Here is a 19,796-nt window from a genome sequence, read left to right as displayed (position 1 = left end):
AGGATCAGCTGCCGTCCGCCGGAGCCGTCTCCATCAGCGCGTCGAGCACCGCCAGGGCATCTTCGGACGCCCAGTCGGCATCGCCCTGAAGCCGGGCGACCTCCTGTCCCTCGGGGTTCAGGATCACCGTGACGGGCAGGCCCAGCACCGCCATCTCGCGGGCCAGCGCCGAGTTCGGATCGCGGTGGAGCGGCAGGTTGGTGACGCCGATCTCGTCGAAGAAGCTCTTCATCGCCGGGGGCGGGTTGCGGCCGGTGGCGATGGTCAGCACCTCGAAATCGTCGCCGCCAAGGCGCTCCTGCAACTCGGCGAGCTGCGGCATCTCCTTGCGGCAGGGGGCGCACCAGGTCGCCCAGAAGTTCAGGAGCACCCATTTGCCTTCATACTCGGCGAGCGACAGCTCGGCGCCATCGAAATCGGTGAAGCCCGCGCTGCCCGCGTCTTTCGGCTCGGAATGGAAGTTCAGCTTCTTCATGTCGCCCGCGCGCAGGGCCTCGGCCTCGGTGACGCCCGCGAGCGCCGGATTTGCAAGGCCGAGGGTCGCGGTATAGAGGAGCGCCAGCAGCAGTTTCTTCATTCTTCCTCCGGGGACATGCCCATGTCAGACAAGACCTCGAACCAGATGTGGGGCGGCCGTTTCTCGGCCGGGCCCGACGAGATCATGGAGGCGATCAACGCGTCGATCGGGTTCGACAAGCGGCTCGCCTCGCAGGATATTGCCGGTTCGAGGGCCCATGCCGCCATGCTCGGCGCCACGGGCATCGTGGAAGCTAGCGACGTGGAGGCGATCCGGGAAGGGCTTCTCACGGTCATGTCAGAGATCGAGGCCGGGGAGTTCGCCTTTTCGCCCGCGCTCGAGGACATCCACATGAACGTGGAGGCGCGGCTGAAGGAGATCGTGGGCCCCGCCGCCGGGCGGCTCCACACCGCGCGGTCCCGCAACGACCAGGTGGCGACGGATTTCCGGCTCTGGGTCCGCGAGCGGCTGGACCAGACCGAAGAGCAGCTCCTGGCGCTTCTGCGCGCGCTCCTGGCGCAGGCCGAGGCCGGGGCCGAGTGGGTGATGCCGGGCTTCACGCATCTGCAGACCGCGCAGCCGGTGACCTGGGGCCATCACATGATGGCCTATGTCGAGATGTTCGGCCGCGACCTCAGCCGGGTGCGCGATGCGCGGGAGCGGATGAACGAATGCCCCTTGGGCGCCGCGGCGCTGGCGGGGACCTCGTTCCCGATCGACCGGGAGATGACGGCGCAGGCGCTGGGCTTCGACCGCCCTTCGGCCAATTCGCTCGACGCGGTGTCGGACCGGGATTTCGCGCTGGAGTTCCTGTCGGTCGCCTCGATCGCGGCGATGCACCTGTCGCGCTTCGCCGAAGAGCTGGTGATCTGGTCCTCGGCGCAGTTCCGCTTCGTGACGCTGTCGGACCGGTTCTCGACCGGGTCGTCGATCATGCCGCAGAAGAAGAACCCCGACGCGGCCGAGCTGATCCGCGCCAAGGTGGGGCGCATCTTCGGGGCGAATGTGGCGCTGATGATGGTGATGAAAGGCCTGCCCTTGGCCTATTCCAAGGACATGCAGGAGGACAAGGAACAGGTCTTCGACGCGGCCGACACCCTCGCGCTGGCGCTTGCGGCGATGGAGGGCATGGTGCGCGACATGACCGCGAACCGCCCGGCGCTGGAGCGCGCGGCGGCGAGCGGGTTTTCGACCGCGACCGACCTGGCGGACTGGCTGGTGCGGGTTCTGGGCCTACCTTTCCGTGAAGCGCATCACGTCACCGGCGCGCTGGTGGCGCGGGCCGAGGCCAAGGGCTGCGACCTGCCGGAGCTGACGCTCGCGGAGATGCGCGAGGTCCATGAGGGCATCACCGAGGAGGTCTTCGGGGTGCTCGGCGTGGAGAACTCGGTCGCGAGCCGGGTGAGCTATGGCGGCACCGCGCCGCTGCGGGTGAAGGAACAGGTGGCGAGATGGTCCGAGCTTCTGGGATGATGGCGGCGCTTTTGGCGCTTGCGGTGCTGGCGGGCTGCGGCGCCGATGGCGAGCCGGTGCGGCCCACCTACGGGGCGACGGTGTCGGTCGGCTCGGACGGGGTCCGGACCGGCGCTTCGGTCGGGCTCAGGAAGGGTCCGCTGAGCGTGGGGCTCGGGCTGTGACGGCCCACGGGCTGAGACCGCTCTGGCTGGCGCTGGCGCTTTGGGGCGCGGTGCATCCGATGTGGTATTTCCTGAGCTACATGGCGGGGAACGGCTGGTCGCTCGGGGCGCTGATCGACGCCTGGTACGTGAACGCCTCGACCACCGGGCTCGTCTGGGACCTGACCATCGCGGCGATCACGCTGACGCTCTGGATCCTCGCCGAGGTCGCGGTGCGGCGGAATTGGGAGGCGCTCCTGGCGATCCCGGCGATCTACTGCATCGGGGTGAGCTGCGGGCTGCCGCTCTATCTCTACTTCCGTTCGAAGCCGGTGGGCTGAGGCGGGGCGGGGTTTATAGGGGGCGCTGCCCCCTCTTGGCCTTCGGCCAATTCACCCCCGGCGGTATTTGGGAAAAAGAGAAGCAGGGGCGGGGGCGCGCCGGTCCCCGGGTGGGGGAATCTTTTCCGGCGGGGTTCCTCCGGCGGCGCATCTGCGCTAGAGCGCGCGCGGTCTGGCGGAGGTGTGCATGGATCATTTTCTCTATCGCGACGGTGTGCTGCATGCCGAGGATGTCTCGCTTCTGGACATCGCGGCCTCGGTCGGCACCCCGGCCTATGTCTATTCCACCGCGACGCTGACGCGGCATTTCCGGCTCTTCGACGAGGCGCTCGAGGGCATGCCGCATCTTGTCTGCTACGCGATGAAGGCGGCCTCGAACCAGGCGATCCTGAAGACGCTGGCGGCGCTCGGCGCGGGCATGGATGTGGTCTCGGGCGGCGAATATGCGCGGGCCCGGGCGGCGGGTGTGCCGGGCGAGCGGATCGTCTTTTCCGGCGTCGGCAAGACCGAGGAGGAGATCCGCGCGGCGCTCGAGGGCGGAATCCGTCAGTTCAATGTCGAGAGCGAGCCGGAGCTTCTGGCGATCAGCCGGATCGCGGCGTCGATGGGCGTGCGCGCGCCGGTGACGCTCCGGGTCAATCCCGACGTGGACGCCAAGACCCATGCCAAGATCGCGACGGGCAAGTCCGAGAACAAGTTCGGCATCCCGATCGCAAAGGCGCGCGCGGTCTATGCCGAGGCCGCGGCGCTGCCGGGGATCGAGGTGATCGGGATCGACGTGCATATCGGGTCGCAACTGACCGATCTGGCGCCCTTCGAGGCGGCCTATCGCAAGGTCGCCGATCTGACCGCCGCCCTGCGCAACGACGGGCATGACATCCGGCGGCTCGATCTCGGCGGGGGTTTGGGGATCCCCTATACACGCTCGAACGAGGCGCCGCCGCTTCCGACCGAATACGGCGCGCTGATCAAGCGCACCGTGGGCGATCTCGGCTGCGAGGTGGAGATCGAGCCGGGGCGGCTTATCGCCGGGAACGCCGGGATCCTCCTGTCGCGGGTGATCTACGTGAAGGAGGGCGAGGGGCGCCGGTTCCTGATCCTCGACGCGGCGATGAACGACCTGATCCGGCCCGCCATGTATGACGCCTGGCACGATATCGTGCCGGTGATCGAGCCGCAGCCGGGGCATGAGCGGACGGTTTACGACATCGTCGGGCCGGTCTGCGAATCGGGCGATACCTTCGCGAAGTCGCGCGAGATGCCCGAATTGAAGGCAGGCGACCTCGTCGCCTTCCGGTCGGCGGGGGCCTATGGCGCGGTGATGTCGAGCGAGTACAACACGCGTCCGCTTGTGCCCGAGGTCCTGGTGAAAGACGATCACCATGCCGTCATCCGGGCGCGGCCAAGCTTTGACGAAATCATTTCGCGCGATACTGTTCCGGAATGGCTGTGAGGTGATGCGTCTCATGGCCGGGACCCGGAAGGAGGCCCAGCCAGAGAGCGCATGACGGAACCGACCCCCACCGCCTCTGCGATCCTGCACGAGATCCGACGGCCCCTGGCGCTGACCCGCGCCGGGATGGTCGCCGAACGCGTCGTGCGCGCGTTCTGGCCGCTCTGGTCGGTCGCCTTCGTGGCGCTGGCGGCGCTGATGCTCGGCGTTCAGGACATGGTGCCGGTCGAAGCGGTCTGGGCGGCAGGGGTGGTCGTCGTTGTGGCGGCGGTCTGGGCGCTCTGGCGCGGGCTCGTGCGGTTCCGGCTGCCGAGCCGCGAGCAGGCGGTGATGCGGCTCGACGCGACGATGGCCGGGCGGCCGATCATGACCTCGCTCGACGCGCAGGCCATCGGCGGCGGCGACGCGGCCTCCGAGGCCGTGTGGCGCGCGCACCAGGCGCGGATGCGGACGCGGCTGAAAAGCGCGCGGGCGCCGGAGCCCGATCTGCGGGTCGCTTCGGCCGATCCCTTCGCGCTCCGCTATGTGGCGCTTCTGGCGCTGTCGGTCGCGATCCTCTTCGGGTCGGTGATGCGGGTCTCTTCGGTGACCGGCATGGGGCCGGGCGGGACGGAGATCGCGGCGGGGCCGACCTGGGAGGGCTGGATGGAGCCTCCGGGCTACACGCGGCTGCCGGCGGTTTACCTGAACGATATCTCCGACCCCGAGATCGAGGTGCCCGAGGCCGCGCGGATCACGCTTCGGATGTACGGCCCCGAGGGCGCGCTGAGCGTGACAGAGAGCGTCTCGGGGCGGCCTCTGCCCGAAGAGGGCGATGTGGCGACGGCGCAGGAGTTCGAGGTCGCGCGGTCGGGTCGGCTGGCCATCGACGGGCCGGGCGGGCGCGCCTGGGACCTGGCGATGATGCCGGATGACGGGCCCGAGGTCGGGTTCGACGGCGAATGGGAGGCCAGCTACGAGGGCGAGGCCTCGCTGCCCTTCGCCGCCAGGGACGATTTCGGCGTGGTCGACGGTGTGGCGCGGATCGAGCTGGCGTTGGGCGAGGTCGATCGTCGCTTCGGGCGCGTGATCGCGCCGGAGACGCGGCAGGTCATCGAGGTGCCCCTGCCGATGCCGATCGCCGGAAGCCGGGCCGAGTTTTCCGAGAAACTGGTCGAGAATTTCTCGAAGCATCCCTGGGCCAACCTGCCGGTGACCGTCGATCTGCGGGTGAGCGATGCCGCCGGGCAGGAGAGCGAGATCGCGACCGAGGTGCGGGTGCTGCCGGGGCGGCGCTTCTTCGATCCGATGGCGGCGGCGGTGATCGAGCTGCGACAGTCGCTGCTGTGGAACCGCCAGAACGCGCGGGACGTGGCGATGATCCTGCGCGCGATCAGCTACCAGCCGGACGATGTCTTCCGCAAGCCGGGGCAGTATCTGCAGCTGCGCGAGGTCCTGCGCCGGATCGAGGCCGAGACCGGCATGGACGAGGCGACCCGCGACGAGATCGCCGAGGCGATGTGGGAGCTGGCGCTGGTGCTCGAAGAGGGCGATCTGCAGGACGCGCTGGAGCGGCTGCAGCGGGCGCAGGACCGGCTGGCCGAGGCGATGAAGAACGGCGCCTCCGAGCAGGAGATCGCGGAGCTGATGCAGGAGCTGCGGGAGGCGACGGACGAGTATCTGCGCCAGCTCGCGCGCCAGCAGCAGCAGGAAGGCAACGAGAACGGCATGGCCCAGAACCAGCAGGGCGAGCAGCAGGAGATGCAGCAGCTTGATCTGCAGGCGATGATGGATCGCATCCAGGAGCTGATGGAGCAGGGCCGCATGGCCGAGGCGCAGCAGGCGCTCGAAGAGCTGCGTCAGATGATGGAGAACATGCAGGTCACCCAAGGCCAGGGGCAGGGGCAGCAATCGCCCGGCCAGCAGGCGATGGACGACCTGGCCGAGACGCTGCGCGATCAGCAGGGGCTGTCGGACGAGGCGTTCCGCGATCTGCAGGAGCAGTTCAATCCCGGACAGCAGGGCCAGCAGCAGCAGGGACAGCAGGGCCAGCAGGGGCAGGGTCAGCAGGGCCAGCAGGGCCAGGGGCAGGGCGATCAGCAGGGTCAGGATGGCCAGGGTGGTCAGTCGATGCAGGAGAGCCTTGAGAACCGTCAGCGCGCGCTCCGGCAGGAACTGAACCGCCAGCGCCAGAACCTGCCGGGTCAAGGCTCGGAGTCTGGTCGTGCGGCGCGCGAGGCCTTGGAAGGTGCCGAGGACGCGATGGAGGGGGCCGAACAGGCCTTGCGCGAGGGCGATCTGCCCGAGGCCATTGATCGCCAGTCCGAGGCGATGGAGGCGCTCCGCGAAGGTCTGCGCAATCTCGGCGAGGCGCTGGCCGAGGAGCAGGGCCAGCAGGGTCAGCCCGGCCAGGAAGGCCAGGCGCAGGGCTCCGAACCGGGCCAGCAGCGCGATCCGCTCGGGCGCGATACGGGCTCGAACGGGCAGATCGGCACCGACGAGGGCATGCTCCAGGGCGAGGATGTCTACCGCCGGGCGCGCGAGCTTCTGGACGAGATTCGCCGCCGCACCGGAGATGGCGAGCGGCCCGATGTCGAGCTTGAGTACCTGGAGCGTCTGCTCGACCGTTTCTGAGCGAAATCAGAGCCAAACCGATCCGGATTATCTAATGCTTCCCGCTTCTCACCGGTGGGACATGCTTCTAGTCTCCGCCGATGGGCGGCCTCGTTCGGTCGCGCTGGACAAAAATGATTATACCGTATAATGATTGTCGCAAGGACGGTCCCGAGGGACCGGTCGCGACATGGGAGGACACACATGCTTCGCAGAACGATGATCGGCGCCGCGGGCGCACTTCTGGGCTTTGGGCTCGGCGCGAGCGCGGCCTTGGCGCAGGAGGTGACGCTCCGGCTGCACCAGTTCCTGCCCGCGCAGGCGAACGTGCCGGCCAAGATCCTCGATCCCTGGGCCGACAAGATCGAGGCCGAGAGCGAGGGTCGGATCAAGATCGAGCGCTATCCTGCCATGCAGCTTGGCGGCACGCCGCCGCAGCTGATGGACCAGGTGATCGACGGCGTGGCCGATATCGTCTGGACGCTGCCGGGCTACACGCCGGGCCGCTTCCCGCGCACCGAGGTGTTCGAGCTGCCCTTCACCTCGCTCGACAGCGGCGCGACGAGCCGCGCCTACTGGACGCTGGGCGAAGAGACGATGTTCGATGAGGATTTCAAGGACATCAAGGTTCTGGGGCTCTGGGTGCATGGCCCGGGCCTGATCCACTCGAAGAACCCGATCGTTTCGGTCTCCGACCTGAACGGCGTCAAGCTGCGCGCCCCGACCCGCGTGACCAACGGGATGTTCGAGCGTCTCGGCGCGACCCCGATCGGCATGCCGGTTCCGGCGGTGCCCGAGGGGCTGTCGAAGGGCGTGATCGACGCCACGGTGATCCCGTGGGAGGTGACCGGCGCGCTGAAGGTGCCGGAGCTGGTGACCAACCATCTCGAGTTCGGGCTGCCCGCGCTCTATGTCGCAACCTTCGTCCTGGCGATGAACAAGGACCGCTACGAGGCGCTGCCGGACGATCTGAAGAAGGTGATCGACAACAATTCCGGTCTCGAGTTCTCGGGCAATGCCGGGGCGCAGATGCAGGCCGACGACGCGCCCGAGCGCGCCAAGGCGCTCGAACTCGGCAACACCGTGACCACGCTGACCGAAGAGCAGGTCGCCGAGTGGCGCGAGGCCGCGGCGCCCACCAGCGACGCCTGGGTCGAGGAGATGACCGGGGCCGGCATGGACGGTGCCGCTCTGCGCGCCCGCGCTCTCGAGCTGATCGACCAGTTCGCCGAGAACTGATCCGGCGCTTGCCGGGGTGCGGATGACCGCGCCCCGGCGTCACGAACATGGGGGGAGAGCCGATGCAACGGCTGGTGGAACTTCTCGCACGAGCGATGGCGATCCTCGGCGGGCTCATCCTGACGGCGCTCGTGGTGCTGACCTGTGTCAGCGTCCTCGGGCGGGGTCTGAATACGCTGGGACATTCGGGGTTCCTCGAAGGGCTCGCGCCGGGACTGGCGGCCGCGCTTCTGGGCACCGGTGTCGGTCCGGTCACGGGCGATTTCGAGCTGGTCGAGACCGGCGTCGCCTTCGCGATCTTCTCCTTCCTTCCGGCCTGCCAGTATTACGGCGCGCATGCGACGGTGGACGTCTTCACCTCGTTCCTGTCGCCCCGCGCGAACCGCGTCATCATCGCCTTCTGGGAGGTGGTCCTGGCGGCGGTGATCGTGCTGATCACCTGGCGGCTCTTCGAGGGCATGCAGGACAAGATGCGCTACGGCGAGACCTCGTTCCTGCTGCAATACCCGGTCTGGTGGGGCTACGCGGCGAGCCTCTTCGCGGCGGTGATCGCGTCGCTGGTCGCGATCTACTGCGCCGCGGCGCGCTGGATCGAGATCGTGACCGGCAAGCGGCTGATGCCTGCGGGCGAAGGAGCGGTACATTGACCAATCTCGAGCTGGGCTACCTGTCCTTTCCCGTCCTTCTGCTGATGATCTTCCTGCGCGCGCCCATCGGGCTCGCCATGCTCCTGTGCGGGATCGGCGGTCTGTGGATGGTGATCGGCACGCCGAACATGTTCATGTCGAAGCTGAAATCCGAGACCTACACGACGTTCTCGAGCTATTCGCTGACGATCATCCCGATGTTCCTCCTGATGGGGCAATTCGCGACCTTGTCGGGCATGTCCTCGTCGCTCTTCAAGGCGGCGGAAAGCTGGCTTGGCCACCGCAGGGGCGGTGTGGCGATGGCGGCGGTCGGAGCCTGCGCGGGCTTCGGCGCGATCTGCGGATCGTCGCTCGCGACCGCGGCCACGATGAGCCGGGTCGCCCTGCCGGAGCTGCGCCGCTACGGATATTCGGGCGGGTTCTCGACCGCGACGCTCGCGGCGGGCGGAACGCTCGGCATCCTGATCCCGCCCTCGGTGATCCTGGTGATCTACGCGATCCTGACCGAGCAGAACATCGCCAAGCTCTTCCTCGCGGCCTTCGTGCCGGGGGTCCTGGCGGCGGTCGGCTACATGATCACCATCTCGATCTACGTGCGCCTCAACCCCGACAGCGCCGGCACGCGCGAGCCCATGCCCTATGGCGAGCGCATCCGCGCGCTTCTCGATGTCTGGCCGGTGCTCCTGGTCTTCATGCTGGTCGTGGGCGGCATCTACCTGGGCTGGTTCACCCCGACCGAGGGCGCGGCCGTCGGCGCGGCCGGTACCGGCATCGCGGCGCTGCTGTCGGGCAATCTCAACTGGCAGATCTTCAAGGAGAGCATCATCGCGACGGCGACCTCGACCGCGATGATCTTCTTCATCGTGCTGGGCGCGGGGCTCTACAACTCGTTCCTGGCGCTGAGCCAGGTGCCGCAGGAGCTCTCGAACTGGGTGGTCAGCCAGGGCTTCAGCCCGTGGACGGTGCTGGCGATGGTCCTGGTGTTCTACCTCGCCTTCGGCTGCCTGATGGATTCGCTGTCGATGATCCTCCTGACGATCCCGATCTTCTTCCCGGTGATCTCGGTTCTGGATTTCGGGATGTCGGCCGAGCACATGGCGATCTGGTTCGGAATCCTGGTGCTGATCGTGGTGGAGGTCGGTCTGATCACGCCACCGGTGGGGATGAACCTCTTCATCATCAACTCGATGGATCGGCAGACCCCGATGGTCGAGACCTACAAGGCGGTGATGTGGTTCGTCACCTCGGACATTCTCCGGGTGATCCTTTTGGTGCTGTTCCCGGCGATCACCCTGTTCCTGATCGACTGACACAAAGGCTTTGGCCGGGCGGTGTCGCCCGGCCCCATGACGACAGACGGAAGACGAAGCAAAGGCGGATGGCATGAAGATCGAGGGATGCGGGGCGCTGGTCTCGGGTGGCGGCAGCGGACTGGGCGCGGCAACGGCGCGGGGTCTTGCGGCAGCGGGCGCGAGGGTCGCGGTTCTGGATTACAACCGCGAGGCCGCCGAGGCGGTCGCAGCCGAGATCGGCGGCATCGCCGTCGCCGCGGATGTGGGCGATGCCGACGCGGTCGGCGCGGCGGTCGCGGAGGCTCAGGACGCCTTGGGCGCGGAGCTCCGGATCGCGGTCAATTGCGCGGGCATCGGGCTTGCGGCGCGGATCGTCGGGCGCGAGGGCCAGCTGAGCTTCGATCTCTTCGACCGCACGATCCGGGTGAACCTCGCGGGCACCTATCACGTGATGAGCCACGCCGCGAAGGCGATGATGGCGCTGGAGCCTCTTGAGACCGGAGAGCGCGGCGTCGTCGTCAACACCGCCTCGGTCGCCTATCAGGACGGCCAGATCGGGCAATCGGCCTATTCGGCCTCGAAGGGTGCGATCGCCGCGATGACCCTGCCGGCGGCGCGCGAATTCGCGCGTGCCGGGGTCCGGGTCAACGCCATCGCGCCGGGGCTTTTCAACACGCCGATGATGGAAGGGCTGCCGCCCGAGACCGTCGCGGAGATCACCAAGAACATCCCGTTTCCGGCACGGCTCGGCCTGCCCGAGGAATACGGGCTGCTGGTCCGGCAGATCGTCGAGAACCCGTACCTCAATGGCGAGGTCATCCGGCTCGACGGCGCGACGCGGCTGCCGATCAAGTAAAGGGACAGAGATGAGCGAGACGATGCTGAAAATCGAGGTCGAGGCCCCCATCGCGGTCCTGACCATGAACCGCCCCGACAAGCGCAACGCGATGTGCGACGCGCTTCTCAACGAGATCGACGGGTTCTTCCGCGCGCCGCCGGAGGGCGTGAAGGTGGTCGTGCTGACCGGGACGGCGGGGCATTACTGCTCGGGGCTCGATCTGGCCGAGCACACCGCGCGCGACGCCGAGGGCACGATGCGCCATTCGCGCGGCTGGCACGAGGTCATGGAGCGGGTGCAGTTCGGCGGCCTGCCGGTGGTGTCGGCGATGTTCGGCGCGGTGATCGGCGGGGGCCTGGAGCTGGCCGCGGCGACGCATGTGCGCATCGCCGAGCCGTCGACGATCTTCCAGCTGCCCGAGGGGCGGCGCGGCATCTTCGTGGGTGGCGGCGCCAGCGTGCGGGTGGGCCGCATCCTCGGCGCCGACCGGATGATCGAGATGATGCTCACCGGGCGCAAATACAGCGCCGACGAGGGGCTGGCGCTCGGGCTTGCGCATTACTCCGTCGGCGAGGGCGAGGCGTTCGACCTGGCGATGGAGCTTGCAGGCAAGATCGCCCGGAACGCCCAGCTGTCGAATTACGTGATGATCCAGGCCCTCAGCCGGATCGAGGACATGTCGAAGCAGGACGGGCTTTTCACCGAGAGCCTCTGCGCGGCGCTGACCCAGACCAGCCCGGATGCGCAGGAGGGTCTTGCGGCCTTCCTCGAGAAACGGGCGCCGAGCTTCCGGTGAGCGAGGCCAGCGGAAAGAGCCGGAAGCAGGCGGCGCTCGACGCGCCGCTGGCGCGCTATGCGGGCTACCACCTGCGGCGCACCACCCGGCTTTTCCTGTCCGATGTCGCGCAGGTCCTGAAACCGCTCGGGCTCAGGATGATCACCTTTTCAACGCTCGCGACGATCAGCGGCGCGCCGGGCATCCGGCAATCCCGGCTGGCGAGCGTGCTGGCGGTGGAGAAGCCGAACCTCGTTGCGATCCTCGAAGAGCTGGAAGGGCGCGGGCTGATCCTGCGCGAGCGGCTCGAGAGCGACCGGCGGGTCTATGTGCTGAAGACGACCGCCGAGGGCGAGGCGCTGGTGCGCCAGGCCCATGACGCGGTCGAAGAGCATGAGGAGCGGCTGATGTCGCCGCTCGATGAAACGGAACGACGGACGCTGATCGAGATGCTCGCCAAGGTGCGGGCGGCGGCGTCGGAAGGATAGACGGGAGAGACAGTCCATGATCGACGTGAGCAAGGTGCGCGCCATCGACATCCACACCCATGCGGAAGAGCCGTGCGGGTGCCATGCGGACGATGGCTACGACGATCTGCAATCGACCATGGCCAAGTATTTCGGCGCGCCCTGGGACCATCCGCCGACGATCCCCGAGACCGCGGCGCATTTCCGCGAGCAGAACATCGCGGCGGTGATCTTTCCCGTCGATGCCGAGCGCGAGACCGGCTATCGGCGCTACTCGAACGACGAGGTGGCCGAGCAGGTCGCGCAGAACTCGGACATCCTGATCCCCTTCGCCTCGATCGATCCGCACAAGGGCAAGATGGGCGTGCGCGAGGCCAAGCGGCTGATCGCCGAATACGGGATCAAGGGGTTCAAGTTCCATCCGACGTTCCAGGGTTTCTACCCGAACGAACGGTTCTGCTACCCGCTTTACGAGGTGCTGGAAGAGGCCGGGTGCGTGGCGCTCTTCCACACCGGGCAGACCGGTGTCGGATCGGGCATGCCGGGCGGCAACGGGATGCGGCTCAAGTTCTCGAACCCGATGTATCTCGACGATGTCGCGGTGGATTTCCCCGATCTCAAGATCATCGCCGCGCACCCCTCTTTCCCCTGGCAGGAAGAGGCGCTGGCCGTCGCGCAGCACAAGCCCAACGTCTATATCGATCTCTCGGGCTGGTCGCCCAAGTACTTCCCGGAGATCCTCGTGCGCTACTGCAACTCGATCCTGAAGAAGAAAGTGCTCTTCGGGTCGGACTGGCCGATGATCACGCCGGAGCGCTGGCTCAACGATTTCGAGAAGATCGCGATCCGCGACGAGCTGCGCGAGGACATCCTCAAGAACAACGCGGCGCGGCTTCTGGGGCTGATCTGAGCGGGCTCAGGGATCGACCTTGCCGCGCAGCGCCTTGATCTCGCCGCGCTGCTTCTTGGCCTCGAGCCGCCTGCGCTTGGAGCCGAGCGTCGGTTTCGTGGGAATCCGGCGCTTGGGCTTCTCGGTCGCCTTCTGAACCAGCTCGGCCAGCCGGTCGCGGGCGATCTCGCGGTTGCGGGCCTGCGAGCGGGTCTCGTCGACCTGGATGACGACCGCGCCCTCCTTGGTCCAGCGCCGTCCGGCAAGCCGCTTGAGACGCGACTTCACCGGCGGCGGCAGGTTCGGCGAGCGCTCGGCCTCGAAGCGCAGCTCGACGGCGGTCGAGACCTTGTTCACGTTCTGCCCGCCCGGTCCCGAGGACCGGATGAACTGTTCGGTGATCTCCCAGTCCTCGATCTGGATGCGGTCGGTGATCCTCAGCATGGCGTCTCACATAGCGCAGCGCGCGGCGCGCGGCGAGGGCGCATCAAAAAGGGCCGCCCGGATCACCGCGCGGCCCTTTCGAGAATTCAGGAGGTGGGGCCGGTTAGGCGCACACCAATCCGGACGATCATCCGCCCAATAGGGGCTGCCCTAGGGGCGGGTCCTCCGGACTGTTCCGACACCTCTCTCCAATGCTTCTCTCGACACTGGATCACCTCCTTTCAGTTGTTGAACACAACATGATGGTGGCACGACCCGGTCGATCCGCAAAATGTTTTTTTCGCTCAGGCGAGGGATCGTTGTGTTCCTGCCCAGGAAACGATCATCCGGAACGGGACAAGAGCGATCAACGCGAGGCTCAGTTTCACCAGCCAGTCGGCCACGGCGAGCGACACCCAGAGCGGCACGACGGGGCCGACACCGAGGAGCGGAAGCGCCTCGCCGGCCCAGCTGACGTCATTGGCGGGCTCGATGAACGAGAGCGCGCCGGAGAAGGCGACGGTGAAGAAGATCGCGGTATCGACCGAGCTGCCGACCAGCGTCGAGACGAGCGGCGCGCGCCACCAGCGGCCCTGACGCAGGCGGTCGAAGATCGCCACGTCGAGAAGCTGCGCGGTCAGGAAGGCGAGGCCGGAGCCGAGGGCGATCCGGAGCGTGACGAGCGGGCCGAACTCGCCCACGATCTGGGTGCCGATGAGCGAGCAGATCACGCCGGTCACGAAGCCTGCGATCACCACCTTGCGGGCGGCGGGCGCGCCGTAGACGCGGTTCATCACGTCGGTGACCAGGAAGGCCAGCGGATAGGTGAAGGCGCCCCAGGTCAGCCATTGGCCGAAGAGGAACTGCACGAGAATGTTCGAGGCGACGACGATGGCCGCCATGGCAAGGATGCCGGGAAGATGGGCGCGGGTCATGGATGCTCCCGTTTTTGCAAGGTTGCGGGGACTTGGTCCCGGCCAGGCGCCGGAACGGGCGGCGGATAGCCCAGCCCGCGCGGTTGCGCAAGAGCTCAGTCGAGCCGGTACTCGACGAACTCGGTGCGCTGAAAGGCTTTGAAATTGTCGTCCGACACCATGGTCAGCCGCATCGCGCCGTCGGCATCGCGCCAGACCGCGATGCCTTCGAGGTTGTCGTGACGGCGCAGGCGGGTCGTCAGCAGCGTCTCCTCGCCGGAGCCGTCGGTGGCGAAGCGGCGGACGCGGCTGCGGAAGCCGATCCCGTCGAAGGCGCGCTCCAGGAGATAGAAGCGCCCGTCCGGCCCGATATCGGCGCCGACGGGCAGGAAGCCTTCGGAGCGGGGGATCTCGAAGACCTGCTCCCACCGGCCGGGCGTCAGCCGCCAGACGGGGAAGGGGCGGGTCAGCTCGCCGGAGCGTTCCGGCAGCGTGTAGAGCGCGCCGTCGGGTCCACGGGCCAGCGCCTCGAGGCCGGAATTGGTCTGGAGCGCCCGCGCGCCCTCGAAGAGCCGCTCGGGATGGGGTGGGCCGTCCGGCGGCAGCACCCAGAGCATCGGCACCGCGCCTTCGAGCGTCAGGTAGAGCGTGCCGTCGGGCGCGGCGGCCAGCCCCTCGGCGTCGGGCTGCTTGATGGGGCGGTCGCGGCGGGTGAGAGCGAGCGGCGCGACCTCGGTGAGGCTCACGCCGGTGAGCCGTCCCCTGCGACGCTCGAGCGTGCCGCGCACCAGGAGCCCGCGATCCGAGAGCGCCGTGAAGCCGGTGCCGTCGGGCGACAGGACAAGCCCCGAGAGACCGCCGACCCGGGTGTCGTCGGTTTCAAGCGTGACCGCCGACAGAAAGACCGCCGGCCCCTGCGTTGGACCGGCGATGCACGCGGCGAGGCCGAGAAGGAGGGCCGCCCTCAGAGCGCGGAGAGGACCGAGGCGCATTGGGCCGGCAGATCTCCGAGCGTCAGTTCACGCTTGGGCTTGGGTTTCGGCGCGTTCGGGTTGGGCGGCGGCGGGTTCAGGATGTTGTTCACCCAGGCCTGCGCATCGGCGCAGCCGTCGCCCGCGGGCGGCGGATCCTGGTTGACGCAGCCGCTGGCGCCTTTCGGGCAGGAGAGACGGACGTGGAAATGGTAGTGATGCCCGTACCACGGACGGATCTTGCGCAGCCAAGACCGGTCGCCGGTCGCGTCCTTGCACATCTGCACCTTGGCGCCGGGGAAGATGAAGATCCGCGCCACCCGCGGGTCCGAGGCCGCGCGCTTGAGGATCTCGTGATGCGCGCGGGTCCAGCCGGAGTTGGTATAGGCGCCCTTGGCGCGCTGCATGGAGGTCGACGAGATGTTCTCGCGCTCGGTGACCGAGAGGTTCATGCGGTCGGTGGGGCGCAGCCAGACATCGGCGTCGAGCCCGACCTGGTGGCTCGCATGGCCGGTCAGCATCGGCCCGCCGCGCGGCTGGCTGATATCGCCGATATAGAGGCCGTTCCAGCCGGGCTGGGTGGCGGCGAAGCGCGACAGGTCCTCGATGAAGTCGATGGTCTCGGGCTGGCCCCAGTTGCGGTTGCGGGAAAGCCGCATCGCCTGCCAGGTCGGCCCGGTTTCGGCCAGTTGCACGTTCCCGGCGGCGCAGCCGCGCGAATAGGATCCGTAGGGCGCGGGCGCCTGGTTCGATCCGGTGCGTTCGGCGCCGAAGGCCTGCTTGGCGCTCTTCGACGAGATCACCGGCGACAGGGTCTGGGCCGCCGGTGTGGGCGTGGCTTTCGGGGCAGGCGCGTCGTCGCCGCAGGCGGCGAGACCCAGCGCCAGAAGAAGCGCGAAAAATGGTCGTGTCATGGCTCTGCTCGATCTCCGTCGGGTTTAACCCAGACTAGCAGACACAGCCCGAGAACGAAAAGGAGAATGAGGGGGGACACGCCGACTTGTTGGCTCCCGCTGGCCCAGGTTGCCAGCGCGATGAGCGCAGGCGCAAGGAACGAGGTGGCTTTTCCGGCCAGCGCGTAAAGCCCGAAGGCCTCGGTCATGCGCGCGGCATCTGCCTGGCGGACCATCATCGTCCGGCTGGCCGATTGCAGGATGCCTCCGGCCGCGCCGATCAGGGCCCCGAGGAGATAGAAGGCGATGTCGGGCAGGCTGGAGCCTTCGGCGACGGGGATGCCGAAAACGCTGTCGCGGCTGACGAGCACGATGCCGATCGCGACGCCGGTCAGCACCAGGATCGCCGCGGCGATGACCGGTTTCGGGCCGAACCGGCTGTCGGCCTTGCCGCCGAGCCAGGCGAAGAGCGCGCCCGCAACGATGGCGAGGATGCCGAAGGTGCCGACATCGACCACGGTCCAGCCGAGCACGCCCGCCGCGTAGATGCCTCCGAAGGAATACATGCCGTTCAGCGCGTCGCGGTAGAACATCGACGAGGCGAGATAGGCGAAGAGCGACTTGCGACCGGGCAGGCCTTTGAGCGTCAGGGCCAGATCGCCGAGCGCGCGCTTGACCGCGCCTTTCGGCGCCTTGGTGGCGCGGGGATCGCGGACCCAGAGGAAGAACGGCACCATGAAGACCGCGTACCAGATCGCGGTCAGCGGTCCGACCATGCGGGTGCCTTCGCGCATCTCGGGGTCGAGCCCGAAGAGCGGCGAGAGCCCGACGAAGGTCCGGCCCGTCGCGGCGCTTTCGGCGAAGAAGACCAGCATGATCACCAGCGCGATCAGGCCGCCGACATAGCCGAAGGCCCAGCCGTTGCCGGAGATGCGTCCGATCTCGTCGCGCGGGCCGAGATCTGGGAGCATGGCATTGGTGAAAATCGTCGCGAACTCCATGCCGATGAGGCCGATGGCGAAGAAGAAGAGCGTCCGCACGAGGTCGAAATCGCCCGGCGCGGCGCCCCAGAGCATCGCGGCGCCGATCACGTAGAGCGCCGAGAACACCCAGATCCAGCGGATCCGGCTGCCGCCGGTATCGGCGATGGCGCCGAGGACCGGCGCGAGGATCGCGATGATCACCCCGGCGATGGCGATGCCGGTGGCCCAGGCGGTCTGCGCGGCGGTGCCGTCGCCCAGGAGCTCCTTGACGTAGGGCGCGAAGATGAAGGTCAGAAGGAGCGTGTTGTAGGGCTGGCTGGCCCAGTCGAAGAAGAACCAGCCCCAGATTCGCTTGCGCGCGCTCACACTCATGCCGGATGCCCCTTGCCTGTCCGAGCGCGATCAAACCGCGCGGGCGCGACGGGCGCAAGCGGCAAGCCGTGGGGCAGGGGCGGAGAGGCGTCGGGCTGGCGCGAATGTCTCGGGCGGGCGGAGGCGGTCAGTCCCGCGAGGGGGGCCAGCTGCGGGCGGTCTCGGCGTCGATCCAGGCGGTGATCCAGTCGGGCAGGGGCGGCGAGACCGGGTCGAGACCCAGCTCGCGGGCGACCTCGGAGGGGTCCACGATGCCGGAGGCGTCGGTGACGGCGGTCCGGAACAGTGCGTGGCTGGCGCATTCGCCGTCGCGCTTCCACATGCTCTGCTCGATATAGACGAAGCGGTTGTCCCAGCCGACCAGGCGCGAGCGCATCTCGATCCGGTCGAACATCCGCACCCGGCGGCGGTAGCGCAGCGACGACCCGGCCACGGTCAGGCCCCAGCGACGACGGCGCAGGATGTCCACGAGACCGGTGCGTTGCGCCAGCGGAATGCGCCCCAGGTCATAGATCGTCAGCGTGCGCCCGTTGTTCAGCTCGCGCCAAGGGTCGATGTCGACCGGCCAGCAGAGATGCTGGGAGACATGCGTGTCGAAGGGCTGAAGCGGCGCGTTGCGGAATTTCACCAGTTCCTTGGCGAAGCGGATCAGGGGATACATCGGGCGGACCTCGGGGCTGGGGGCGTTGGCCCTTCCCTCCGCCCGGGGCGACCCAAGGTCAAGGCGGGACCTCGCGGCACTCTTGTTCTTGCGCGCACAGGCGCTTAGGTCTTGAGCGCCCCGTGGAGGCCCGCAGGACACGCTCAAAGAGCGGGCCCGATCAACAGGCCCGAACAACAGGAAGGACCCGCGCCCGATGCAATCGCTCTACCAGATCCTCATGCTGCTTCTGGACGTGGCGTGGTTCTTCATCCTCGCCCATGTGATCATGTCCTGGCTGATCCAGTTCCAGGTGCTGAACCTGCGCCAGCCGCTGGTCGCGCAGATCTGGGACGGCCTGAACCGCATCCTCGAGCCGGTCTATTCGCGCATTCGCCGCATCCTGCCGCCGATGGGCGGGCTCGACCTCGCGCCGCTGGTGGCGCTGATCGCGCTCTATGCGATCCGCATCATCCTCGCGAACAATGCGGGCTTCTTCTACAGCTACTGAGCCGTCGCTCGGGGACGCGATGAAAGCTCTTGCCTGACCGGCCGGAGCGGCAGTATTTCATGCGCGGAGAGGGGCGATGGCGTCGCCCCGGGCGAGTGACGACCGCCGCAATCCGATCCCCGTCCTGAACGCCGGGACCTGTCTTTGCCATCGTGCGAGGGGAGGCCCCGCCCGTGGCGTTTTCAGGAGGTGCTCCATGAGCCGTCCCCAGACCTACCGTTTCCACAATGGCGAAAAGGCCGCGCTGCCGTTCGAGGCCGCGGAATACGAGGCCCGCCTCGCCGGGCTGCGCCGCATCCTCGACGAGGAGGGGCTCGACGCCTGTCTCCTGACCTCGATGCATTCGATCGCCTATTATTCGGGCTTTCTCTATTGCAGCTTCGGCCGTCCCTATGGGCTGGTGGTGACCGCGACCGACAGCGTGACGCTCTCGGCCGGGATCGATGCCGGTCAGCCGTGGCGGCGCTGCCACGGCGACAATCTCACCTATACCGACTGGGAGCGCGACAATTTCTGGCGCGCGGCGGCGAGCGTGGCGGGCGAGGGGCGGGCCATCGGCTACGAGGGCGATCACCTGACGCTCGACGGCAAGGCCAAGCTCGACGCGTTCCTCGCGCCGTCGCGCTCGGTCGCGATCCACGTCCGCACCATGCGCCAGCGCATGCACAAGAGCGCCGCGGAGATCGCGCTCATCCGCGAGGGCGCGCGGATCGCCGATGTCGGCGGCTACGCCATTCGCGACGCCATCTGCGAGGGCACGCGCGAGATCGACGTGGCCATGGCCGGGCGCGACGCGATGGAGGCCGAGATCGCCCGCGCCTTCCCCGAGGCCGAGTATCGCGACACCTGGGTCTGGTTCCAGTCGGGGATCAACACCGACGGCGCCCACAACCCGGTGACGGCGCGCAAGCTGGAGCGCGGCGATATCCTGAGCCTGAACACCTTTCCGATGATCTCGGGCTATTACACCGCTTTGGAACGGACGCTCTTCGTGGGCGAGGTGGATCCCGCGAGCCTCGCGATCTGGGAGGCCAATGTGGCGACGCATGAATACGGGATGTCGCTCCTGAAGCCGGGCGTCTCCTGTGCCGAGGTCACCGCCGGGGTCAATGCCTTCCTCGAGGAGCGCGATCTCCTGCAATACCGGACCTTTGGCTACGGGCACAGTTTCGGCGTGCTCTCGCATTACTACGGGCGCGAGGCCGGGCTGGAGCTGCGCGAGGATATCGACACGGTGCTGGAGCCCGGCATGGTGATCTCGATGGAGCCGATGCTGACCCTGGCCGAGGGCCAGCCGGGCGCGGGCGGATACCGGGAGCACGATATCCTCATCATCACCGAGGACGGGAACGAGAACATCACCGGTTTCCCCTACGGCCCGGCGCATAACGTGATCTGAACGCGCCGCCACCGATGCGGTGCC

At 67.9% G+C, this 19,796-nt stretch carries 21 protein-coding genes; 14 read left to right on the top strand and 7 right to left on the bottom strand.

The features are described 5' to 3' along the window. Window positions 1–4 precede the first annotated feature (4 nt). Window positions 5–577 (bottom strand): TlpA disulfide reductase family protein, encoded by a 573-nt coding sequence (locus tag ACFQ4E_RS13905; protein WP_386804559.1) that lies wholly within the window; start codon window positions 575–577, stop codon window positions 5–7. A gap of 21 nt (window positions 578–598) precedes the next feature. Between ACFQ4E_RS13905 and argH the strand changes: the two genes are divergently transcribed. The 12 genes from argH to ACFQ4E_RS13845 all read left to right on the top strand — a co-directional run bounded on the left by argH (window position 599) and on the right by ACFQ4E_RS13845 (window position 12,687). Further along, window positions 599–1,990: an argininosuccinate lyase gene (gene argH, locus ACFQ4E_RS13900; protein ID WP_386804557.1), complete on the top strand. Its 1,392-nt coding sequence runs from the start codon at window positions 599–601 to the stop codon at window positions 1,988–1,990. Continuing rightward, complete coding sequence (locus tag ACFQ4E_RS13895) at window positions 1,969–2,154, top strand: hypothetical protein (RefSeq protein WP_386804555.1); 186 nt, start codon at window positions 1,969–1,971, stop codon at window positions 2,152–2,154. The genes argH and ACFQ4E_RS13895 overlap by 22 nt, the downstream gene beginning before the upstream one ends. Then, window positions 2,151–2,474 (top strand): DUF2834 domain-containing protein, encoded by a 324-nt coding sequence (locus tag ACFQ4E_RS13890; protein WP_386804553.1) that lies wholly within the window; start codon window positions 2,151–2,153, stop codon window positions 2,472–2,474. The genes ACFQ4E_RS13895 and ACFQ4E_RS13890 overlap by 4 nt, the downstream gene beginning before the upstream one ends. A 187-nt stretch (window positions 2,475–2,661) precedes the next feature. Continuing rightward, the gene (gene lysA, locus ACFQ4E_RS13885; RefSeq protein ID WP_386804551.1) at window positions 2,662–3,927 is read left to right on the top strand and encodes a diaminopimelate decarboxylase; all 1,266 of its coding nucleotides are present in this window, start codon (window positions 2,662–2,664) and stop codon (window positions 3,925–3,927) included. 51 nt (window positions 3,928–3,978) lie between these two features. Continuing rightward, on the top strand, window positions 3,979–6,540 hold the full coding sequence (locus ACFQ4E_RS13880) for a TIGR02302 family protein (protein WP_386804549.1): 2,562 nt from the start codon (window positions 3,979–3,981) through the stop codon (window positions 6,538–6,540). Window positions 6,541–6,723: 183 nt separating this feature from the next. Further along, window positions 6,724–7,758 carry a TRAP transporter substrate-binding protein gene (locus tag ACFQ4E_RS13875; RefSeq protein ID WP_386804548.1) on the top strand — a complete coding sequence of 345 codons (1,035 nt, stop codon included), beginning with the start codon at window positions 6,724–6,726 and terminating at the stop codon, window positions 7,756–7,758. A 62-nt stretch (window positions 7,759–7,820) separates the two neighbouring features. Beyond that, on the top strand, window positions 7,821–8,405 hold the full coding sequence (locus ACFQ4E_RS13870) for a TRAP transporter small permease (protein ID WP_386804546.1): 585 nt from the start codon (window positions 7,821–7,823) through the stop codon (window positions 8,403–8,405). Beyond that, window positions 8,402–9,715: a TRAP transporter large permease gene (locus tag ACFQ4E_RS13865; RefSeq protein WP_386804544.1), complete on the top strand. Its 1,314-nt coding sequence runs from the start codon at window positions 8,402–8,404 to the stop codon at window positions 9,713–9,715. The genes ACFQ4E_RS13870 and ACFQ4E_RS13865 overlap by 4 nt, the downstream gene beginning before the upstream one ends. A 73-nt stretch (window positions 9,716–9,788) precedes the next feature. Further along, a complete protein-coding gene (locus tag ACFQ4E_RS13860) occupies window positions 9,789–10,553 on the top strand; it encodes an SDR family NAD(P)-dependent oxidoreductase (RefSeq protein WP_386804542.1) in 765 nt (254 codons plus the stop codon). A 10-nt stretch (window positions 10,554–10,563) separates the two neighbouring features. Next, a complete protein-coding gene (locus tag ACFQ4E_RS13855) occupies window positions 10,564–11,331 on the top strand; it encodes a crotonase/enoyl-CoA hydratase family protein (protein ID WP_386804540.1) in 768 nt (255 codons plus the stop codon). Next, window positions 11,328–11,798, top strand: coding sequence for a MarR family winged helix-turn-helix transcriptional regulator (locus tag ACFQ4E_RS13850; RefSeq protein ID WP_386804538.1), 471 nt, complete (start codon window positions 11,328–11,330; stop codon window positions 11,796–11,798). Before ACFQ4E_RS13855 ends, ACFQ4E_RS13850 begins: the two co-directional genes overlap by 4 nt. A gap of 16 nt (window positions 11,799–11,814) precedes the next feature. Continuing rightward, entirely contained in the window at window positions 11,815–12,687 is an 873-nt protein-coding gene (locus tag ACFQ4E_RS13845; RefSeq protein WP_386804536.1) for an amidohydrolase family protein, read from the top strand. Between the two features lie 6 nt (window positions 12,688–12,693). On the opposite strand, the gene arfB is transcribed toward ACFQ4E_RS13845, so the two are convergent. The 6 genes from arfB to ACFQ4E_RS13815 form a co-directional block, all read right to left on the bottom strand. After that, entirely contained in the window at window positions 12,694–13,110 is a 417-nt protein-coding gene (gene arfB / locus ACFQ4E_RS13840; RefSeq protein WP_386804534.1) for an alternative ribosome rescue aminoacyl-tRNA hydrolase ArfB, read from the bottom strand. 284 nt (window positions 13,111–13,394) lie between these two features. Beyond that, entirely contained in the window at window positions 13,395–14,024 is a 630-nt protein-coding gene (locus ACFQ4E_RS13835) for a queuosine precursor transporter (protein WP_386804532.1), read from the bottom strand. Window positions 14,025–14,119: 95 nt separating this feature from the next. Further along, window positions 14,120–14,995 carry an esterase-like activity of phytase family protein gene (locus ACFQ4E_RS13830; RefSeq protein ID WP_386804530.1) on the bottom strand — a complete coding sequence of 292 codons (876 nt, stop codon included), beginning with the start codon at window positions 14,993–14,995 and terminating at the stop codon, window positions 14,120–14,122. Further along, the gene (gene mepA / locus ACFQ4E_RS13825) at window positions 14,968–15,888 is read right to left on the bottom strand and encodes a penicillin-insensitive murein endopeptidase (protein ID WP_386804528.1); all 921 of its coding nucleotides are present in this window, start codon (window positions 15,886–15,888) and stop codon (window positions 14,968–14,970) included. The genes ACFQ4E_RS13830 and mepA overlap by 28 nt, the downstream gene beginning before the upstream one ends. Beyond that, a complete protein-coding gene (locus tag ACFQ4E_RS13820; RefSeq protein ID WP_386804526.1) occupies window positions 15,885–17,222 on the bottom strand; it encodes an MFS transporter in 1,338 nt (445 codons plus the stop codon). Before ACFQ4E_RS13820 ends, mepA begins: the two co-directional genes overlap by 4 nt. Window positions 17,223–17,349: 127 nt before the next feature. Then, entirely contained in the window at window positions 17,350–17,883 is a 534-nt protein-coding gene (locus ACFQ4E_RS13815; RefSeq protein WP_386804524.1) for an acyl-CoA thioesterase, read from the bottom strand. A 196-nt stretch (window positions 17,884–18,079) separates the two neighbouring features. Between ACFQ4E_RS13815 and ACFQ4E_RS13810 the strand changes: the two genes are divergently transcribed. Together ACFQ4E_RS13810 and ACFQ4E_RS13805 are read left to right on the top strand one after the other, a co-directional pair. Beyond that, the gene (locus ACFQ4E_RS13810) at window positions 18,080–18,373 is read left to right on the top strand and encodes a YggT family protein (protein WP_386804522.1); all 294 of its coding nucleotides are present in this window, start codon (window positions 18,080–18,082) and stop codon (window positions 18,371–18,373) included. A 196-nt stretch (window positions 18,374–18,569) separates the two neighbouring features. Then, window positions 18,570–19,772 carry an aminopeptidase P family protein gene (locus ACFQ4E_RS13805; protein WP_386804521.1) on the top strand — a complete coding sequence of 401 codons (1,203 nt, stop codon included), beginning with the start codon at window positions 18,570–18,572 and terminating at the stop codon, window positions 19,770–19,772. The last annotated feature ends 24 nt before the right edge of the window (window positions 19,773–19,796 follow it).

This window comes from Litorisediminicola beolgyonensis (assembly GCF_042679605.1).
Lineage (GTDB): Bacteria > Pseudomonadota > Alphaproteobacteria > Rhodobacterales > Rhodobacteraceae > Litorisediminicola > Litorisediminicola beolgyonensis.
The sequence above is the reverse complement of the archived record's forward strand: the minus strand, read 5'-3'. Positions and strand labels throughout refer to the sequence as shown.

Coding starts and splice junctions, on each gene's coding strand:
- ACFQ4E_RS13905 (WP_386804559.1), bottom strand. CDS start 577: ATGAAGAAACTGCTGCTGGCGCTCCTCTATACCGCGACCCTCGGCCTT.
- argH (WP_386804557.1), top strand. CDS start 599: ATGTCAGACAAGACCTCGAACCAGATGTGGGGCGGCCGTTTCTCGGCC.
- ACFQ4E_RS13895 (WP_386804555.1), top strand. CDS start 1,969: ATGGTCCGAGCTTCTGGGATGATGGCGGCGCTTTTGGCGCTTGCGGTG.
- lysA (WP_386804551.1), top strand. CDS start 2,662: ATGGATCATTTTCTCTATCGCGACGGTGTGCTGCATGCCGAGGATGTC.
- ACFQ4E_RS13880 (WP_386804549.1), top strand. CDS start 3,979: ATGACGGAACCGACCCCCACCGCCTCTGCGATCCTGCACGAGATCCGA.
- ACFQ4E_RS13875 (WP_386804548.1), top strand. CDS start 6,724: ATGCTTCGCAGAACGATGATCGGCGCCGCGGGCGCACTTCTGGGCTTT.
- ACFQ4E_RS13870 (WP_386804546.1), top strand. CDS start 7,821: ATGCAACGGCTGGTGGAACTTCTCGCACGAGCGATGGCGATCCTCGGC.
- ACFQ4E_RS13860 (WP_386804542.1), top strand. CDS start 9,789: ATGAAGATCGAGGGATGCGGGGCGCTGGTCTCGGGTGGCGGCAGCGGA.
- ACFQ4E_RS13855 (WP_386804540.1), top strand. CDS start 10,564: ATGAGCGAGACGATGCTGAAAATCGAGGTCGAGGCCCCCATCGCGGTC.
- ACFQ4E_RS13845 (WP_386804536.1), top strand. CDS start 11,815: ATGATCGACGTGAGCAAGGTGCGCGCCATCGACATCCACACCCATGCG.
- arfB (WP_386804534.1), bottom strand. CDS start 13,110: ATGCTGAGGATCACCGACCGCATCCAGATCGAGGACTGGGAGATCACC.
- ACFQ4E_RS13835 (WP_386804532.1), bottom strand. CDS start 14,024: ATGACCCGCGCCCATCTTCCCGGCATCCTTGCCATGGCGGCCATCGTC.
- ACFQ4E_RS13830 (WP_386804530.1), bottom strand. CDS start 14,995: ATGCGCCTCGGTCCTCTCCGCGCTCTGAGGGCGGCCCTCCTTCTCGGC.
- mepA (WP_386804528.1), bottom strand. CDS start 15,888: ATGACACGACCATTTTTCGCGCTTCTTCTGGCGCTGGGTCTCGCCGCC.
- ACFQ4E_RS13820 (WP_386804526.1), bottom strand. CDS start 17,222: ATGAGTGTGAGCGCGCGCAAGCGAATCTGGGGCTGGTTCTTCTTCGAC.
- ACFQ4E_RS13815 (WP_386804524.1), bottom strand. CDS start 17,883: ATGTATCCCCTGATCCGCTTCGCCAAGGAACTGGTGAAATTCCGCAAC.
- ACFQ4E_RS13810 (WP_386804522.1), top strand. CDS start 18,080: ATGCAATCGCTCTACCAGATCCTCATGCTGCTTCTGGACGTGGCGTGG.
- ACFQ4E_RS13805 (WP_386804521.1), top strand. CDS start 18,570: ATGAGCCGTCCCCAGACCTACCGTTTCCACAATGGCGAAAAGGCCGCG.